The organism is uncultured Chryseobacterium sp. (assembly GCF_913776365.1).
In the GTDB taxonomy this organism is placed as follows: Bacteria; Bacteroidota; Bacteroidia; order Flavobacteriales; family Weeksellaceae; genus Chryseobacterium.
In genome coordinates this window covers 1-6,042 of the sequence record NZ_CAJYMO010000284.1, presented here as the reverse complement: position 1 = coordinate 6,042, position 6,042 = coordinate 1, and the positions used below count along the sequence as shown (strand labels likewise).

Sequence of the window (6,042 nt, the reverse complement as noted above, 5' to 3'; positions counted from 1 at the left end):
GATGCACCCTGGGGACAGGACATCCTGAAATCCGGCCGCACCATCGGCATCGGTTCTTATGGAAGATACGATGAACAGAATGATTATGTGGAAACCTTTAAAACCGTAAAAAGCACGACGGCCAGAGTGGTCAATGGAAAAGAACTATCGTATGCCGACATCAGCTACAAAGGCTGGAAAACCTGGGGCGATGCCATCGACCTGGATTCCAGGCTGACCATCTTCAACAGGGACCGTTTTGTGAAGGTGGATTTACATCTGAGCCATTCCATTTCAGGATTATGTACCGGAATCGTAGCTTTTAAAAATATCCCGGCAAAACAGGCTATCAGTAAAAATAAAAAATGGGCGTACCTGGCCACTTACGGTAAGCAGACCGAAACAAAAAAAGACGACCGTCTGGGCATGGCAGTCTTCTATCCTCTTGACAGTTTCAACCAATACGTACCTACGAAATCCACCCACGCCATCGTTTTTAAGAAAACGAAAAAGGTATCGTATTATTTTTTAGCCGCCTGGTCGGCTGAACCGGACGGACTTGCCACGGAAGAAGCTTTTTACCGGGACCTGGATCAGAAACTCGAAACTTTAGATAACAGCAACACCCTTTAAAATCAGAAAAATATGAATTTCATCAGTCATCACATAAAATTACTGGCATTCACGGCTTTAGGCTCCGGAATTTTCCTGTCCTGCGCCCAATCGAAAATGGCAGCCCGGCCGACAACGGAAACTTCCGGACCGCAATCCGGAAAAGTGGTGCCGGCCAACCTGAAATGGTCCGAAAGAATGATGCGCTCCGAAATGCACCGCTTCCCTGAGGCCTGGATGCTGGATTTCAGCAAAAGCCCGAAATGGACCTACCCTTCCGCTATCGTCCTTGACGGTGCCGAACAGTTATACGCCAAAACCGGTAAAAAAGAATACAGTGACTACATCAGCGGCTTCGGTGAAAAACTGGTGCAGGAAGACGGAACCATCCTAACCTATGAGCTTGAAAAATACAACATTGACCTCCTCAACAGCGGGAACGTTCTCCTCTACCTCTATGAAAAAGAAAAAAAGGAAAAATACCTGAAAGCCCTTCAGACGCTCCGCCGGCAGATTGACGGACAGCCGAGGACCAAAGAAGGCTCCTTCTGGCACAAAAAAATATACCCGTATCAGGTATGGCTGGACGGCCTTTATATGGGAATGCCTTTTTATACCCATTATACCCGCGATTTCACCAAGGGAGCTGAAGCCGCAAAAGCGTACGATGACATCGTTTTCCAGTTCGATTCCGTACAGAAGAATCTGCTGGACAAAAAAACCGGGCTCCTTTACCATGCCTGGGACGAAAGTAAGAAAGAGGCCTGGGCAGACAAGCAGACCGGGCTTTCACCGAATTTCTGGGGAAGGGCCATGGGCTGGTACGGTATGGCCATGGTTGATGTACTGGATTACCTGCCGCAGAACCACCCGGGCAGGGAGAGACTGGTTTCCTATCTCCGGTCCTATGCAGATGCCATCATTAAAGTCCAGGATAAAGACAACGGGCTCTGGTACCAGGTGCTGGATAAACCGTTGGAAAGAGGCAATTATACCGAAGCAACGGCCTCGGCGATGTTTGTCTACACCATGATCAAATCGGTAAACAAAGGCTATCTGCCGAAATCATATAAGGCATATGCCAAAAAGGGCTATGACGGGATTATTAAAAACCTGATTACGGTAGATCCGGATGGCGTGGTGAACTTAAATAAATGCTGTGCTGTGGCGGGTTTAGGCGGAAAACCTTACCGCGACGGATCTTATGAATATTATATCAATGAAGAAATCCGCTCCAATGATGCAAAAGGTACGGGACCGTTTATCCTGGCCAGCCTGGAGTTTGAAAAATAATTGATTTTAATCAGAAAGGAAGATGAAGATGGATATTGTATCAGCAGATATGGGCTTTAGCCCGTTCAACTTATGACATACAATAACCGGCTTTAGCCAAACCTATTATGAAATGTCCGGATTTATGAAGAAAAACATTGTACACATAACAGCCATTGCTCTCGTCTCAGCCGCTTCAGCATACCTGAACGCACAGGAAAAACCTTACGTTTCCGAAGTATGGACGGCGGACCGGGGAACCACCTACAAAAACCCGGTCCTGTATGCGGATTATTCTGATCCGGATGCGATCCGGGTGGGAGAAGATTATTATATGACCGCCTCAAGCTTCAATGAGGCGCCGGGGCTTCCCATTCTGCACTCCAAAGATATGGTGAACTGGAAGCTGGTGAATTATGCCGTTACCGATGTGCTGCCCAACGATTATTTCTCCGTTCCGAAAAGGGGCGACGGCATCTGGGCACCCAGCCTGCGTTTCCATAAGGGTGAATTCTATATCTACTGGGGGGATCCCGATTTTGGGATCTATAGGGTGAAAACCAAGGATCCGACCGGTCCATGGGAGAAGCCGGTTCTCGTAATGGAAGGCAAAGGCCTGATTGACGCCTGCCCGTTCTGGGATGAAGACGGAAATGCATACCTGGTTCATGGCTGGGCAGGAAGCCGGGCCGGCGTAAAAAGCCTGCTGACCCTCAACCGGATGAATGCCGAAGGAACAAAAGTGCTCGATAAAGGAACCCATGTCTTTGACGGCCATGACGCGCATCCGACGGTGGAAGGCCCGAAAATGTACAAAAGAAACGGCTACTACTATATTTTTGCCCCGGCCGGCGGCGTGGCCACGGGATGGCAGCTGGTATTACGGTCAAAAAATATTTACGGGCCCTATGAAGAAAAAACAGTCCTTGAACAGGGCTCAACAAAAATCAACGGGCCGCATCAGGGTGCCTGGGTGGATACGCCTTCGGGAGAAAACTGGTTCTATCATTTCCAGGATGTGGATGCCGGCGGAAGAGTGGTTCACCTGCAGCCGATGAAATGGGAAAAAGACTGGCCTGTGATAGGAACAGACAACAATAAAAACGGGATCGGCGAACCGGTTCTCACCCATAAAAAACCCGATGTCGGTAAAACCTACCCCACCGTTACTCCGGCAGAAACTGATGAGTTTGACGGTGAAAAATTGGGCCTGCAATGGCAATGGAGCGCCAATGAAAATATCGTCTGGTCTTCCAAGCTTCCCGGACAGAATTTTTTAAGATTATTTTCAATGAAAGTCCCGGAAGGGGAAAAGAACCTGTGGAATGTCCCCCATCTTTTGACCCAGAAATTCCCGGCTCCGGAATTTGCAGCCATCACGAAAGTAAAGCTGATCCCGGAAGAAGCCAAAGAAGGGAAAACCGCCGGATTGCTGGTAATGGGCCTGGATCATCAGTCCATCGTAATTACGAATAAGCCCGACGGATTTTATCTTCAGGTGAGAAAAGCGGAAAAAGCAGATAAAGGCGGGGAAGAAACAATCCTGTTTGAAACCCGGCTGAAAGGCAACGAAGCCTATCTGAAAGTCAATGTGAACGAACCGAACGGCAGATGCCGGTTCAGCTACAGCGAAAACGGCAAAGATTTTATAAAAGCCGGTGATGTCTTCCAGGCCAGGCCCGGGAAATGGATTGGTGCCAAAGTAGGTCTTTACAGCATCAGCACCTCAAAAGCCCCGCGTGGCGGTTATGCGGATTTCGACTGGTTCAGGATCACAAAAAATTAAGCCGGAAAAGATCGCACTTATATCATAAGATATGGATCCAATAAAATATAAACACGATTTTTAGGAAATCTTCCATCTGCGGTAAAATTAAAATAAAACAAACTCAAAAGAAATAAATGAAGAAGTCTTTTAAAATGATCGGATGGGCAGCAGCCCTGTTATTTTCAGCACAGGTATTGGGCCAGAATACAGCGATCTATAAAAATATTGAGTTCAGGATGCCTGAAGTGGCGGAACCTTCTTTTCCTGCAAACACGGTTTCTCTTACGCAGTTCGGCGGTGTTGCCGGCGGAACGGTAAAAAATACGGAAGCCTTCCGTAAGGCCATTGACGAATTGAGCAGGAAAGGCGGCGGGAAACTGGTGGTTCCCCGCGGCATGTGGCTCACCGGGCCGGTCGAACTGAAAAGCAACATCAACCTCCATGTGGAAGAAGGCGCATTCCTGATTTTCAGCAAAGATAAAAACGATTACCCGCTGATGGACGTAAGCTTTGAAGGACTGAACACCATCCGTTGCCAGTCGCCTATTTCTGCAAAGAACGCCACCAATATTGCCATTACGGGAAAAGGAGTGATCGATGGCAGCGGCGATGCCTGGCGGGCCGTTAAAAAAAGCAAGGTCTCGGAATCCCAGTGGAAGGAGATCACCGCATCCGGCGGAATCCTTTCCTCCGACGGCAAAAACTGGTATCCATCCGAAAGCTATAAGAAAGGACTGGAAAGCAGTTCCAATTTCAATGTTCCTGATAAGATTTCCAGAGACCAGCTGGTAACAGTAAAAGATTTCCTCCGTCCGGTGATGGTAAGCCTGGTAGGCTGTGACAAGGTCCTGCTGGACGGCCCTACCTTCCAGAACTCGCCGGCCTGGAACCTCCACCCGCTGATGTGCTCCAATGTTATTTTAAGGAACCTGACGGTAAGAAACCCATGGTATTCGCAGAACGGGGACGGGGTCGACCTGGAATCCTGCAAAAACGTGCTGATCTATGACAACAGCTTTGATGTGGGCGACGATGCTATCTGCATTAAATCCGGAAAGGACGAAGACGGCAGGAAAAGAGGCATGCCTACGGAAAATGTGATCATTAAAAACAATGTGGTCTACCACGGCCACGGCGGATTTGTCGTGGGCAGTGAAATGTCGGGAGGTGCCAGGAACATCCACGTTTCCGACTGTACGTTCATCGGGACGGATATCGGGCTGCGGTTCAAGACCACCCGCGGACGGGGCGGCATCGTGGAAAATATTTACATTAAAAATATCGACATGATCAATATCCCGACCCAGGTAATCGGCTTCAATATGTTTTATGAAGGTGCTTCGCCGGTCCTGGAAGACGGGCAGAAAAAAGAAGGCAACAAAGCTCCGGAAAAGACCTATCCGGTAACTGCGGAAACGCCGGTCTTCAGGAATATCTTCTTTAAGAACATCACCGCCGTGAATTCTGATGAAGCAATTACCTTATACGGACTCGCGGAAATGAATCTTAAGAATATCGTGATTGAAGATTCGCAGTTTGATACGAAAAAAGCATTAACCATTGTGGATGCGGACGGAATCCAGCTGAAAAACGTGAAGCTGAAATATTCCGGAGGAACGGGAGCTACGGTGTATAACAGTAAAAACATCAATCTTTCCACCGTAAAATTTGAATCGGCCGGCAAGCCTTATGTGAAAGTACTGGGAAGTAAGACATCAGCAGTGTCGCTGCCGAAAGAAATCAGGGCGGATAAAACCCTGGTTTCCATCGGGACCGATGTTGATAAAAATGCAGTACAATAAAACTCAGGACGGATGATCTGTAAAGGAAAAACTACTTATATTTCTATTTTTTTAATGGGAACCATGGCATTCGGACAGGTACAACGTCCGAATGCCACTCCGTATACCAACGAAGGTACGTTTGAAAAATTCAAAAAAAAATATCCATTCATCACTCCCATCGACCGGCCGGTGCCGCAAAACATCAGCATCGATAAGGATGTGGAATATGCCCATATCAACGGACTTTCTCTCAAAGCCGATGTGTATTATCCAAAAAACCGTTCCGGAACATATCCCGGGGTGGCCATGGTTCATGGCGGCGGCTGGATTTCAGGAAGCAGGGAAAATGAAAAATTCATGGCGATGGAGCTTGCTTCAAGAGGGTATGTGGTCATTGCCATAGGCTACAGGCTGGCGGATGCCGCGCCCTACCCTGCCGGTGTGGAAGATATCGGTACCGGCATTGCATGGCTGAAGAAAAATTACCGGAAATACCGTCTGAACAAAAACAAAACAGCCGTTATGGGAGAATCTGCAGGGGCACAGATCGCCACGCTGGTCGGGGTAAGAGCCGGACATCAGATACAGGCAATCGTAAATGTAGACGGGATTGTTTCCTTCATTCAT

At 48.1% G+C, this 6,042-nt stretch carries 5 protein-coding genes; all 5 read left to right on the top strand.

Going from position 1 to position 6,042, the window contains the following annotated elements; all coding sequences use genetic code 11:
* On the top strand, window positions 1–612 hold a 612-nt coding region (locus tag QZ735_RS14945; protein ID WP_294249915.1), incomplete at its 5' end, for a DUF4861 family protein.
* A 12-nt stretch (window positions 613–624) separates the two neighbouring features.
* Window positions 625–1,884, top strand: coding sequence for a glycoside hydrolase family 88 protein (locus QZ735_RS14940; protein WP_294249913.1), 1,260 nt, complete (start codon window positions 625–627; stop codon window positions 1,882–1,884).
* 124 nt (window positions 1,885–2,008) lie between these two features.
* The gene (locus QZ735_RS14935; protein WP_294249911.1) at window positions 2,009–3,649 is read left to right on the top strand and encodes a glycoside hydrolase 43 family protein; all 1,641 of its coding nucleotides are present in this window, start codon (window positions 2,009–2,011) and stop codon (window positions 3,647–3,649) included.
* Between the two features lie 116 nt (window positions 3,650–3,765).
* Window positions 3,766–5,433 carry a glycoside hydrolase family 28 protein gene (locus QZ735_RS14930; RefSeq protein ID WP_294249909.1) on the top strand — a complete coding sequence of 556 codons (1,668 nt, stop codon included), beginning with the start codon at window positions 3,766–3,768 and terminating at the stop codon, window positions 5,431–5,433.
* A 12-nt stretch (window positions 5,434–5,445) separates the two neighbouring features.
* Window positions 5,446–6,042 (top strand): alpha/beta hydrolase (locus QZ735_RS14925; RefSeq protein WP_294249906.1); only part of this gene is annotated, 597 nt, incomplete at its 3' end.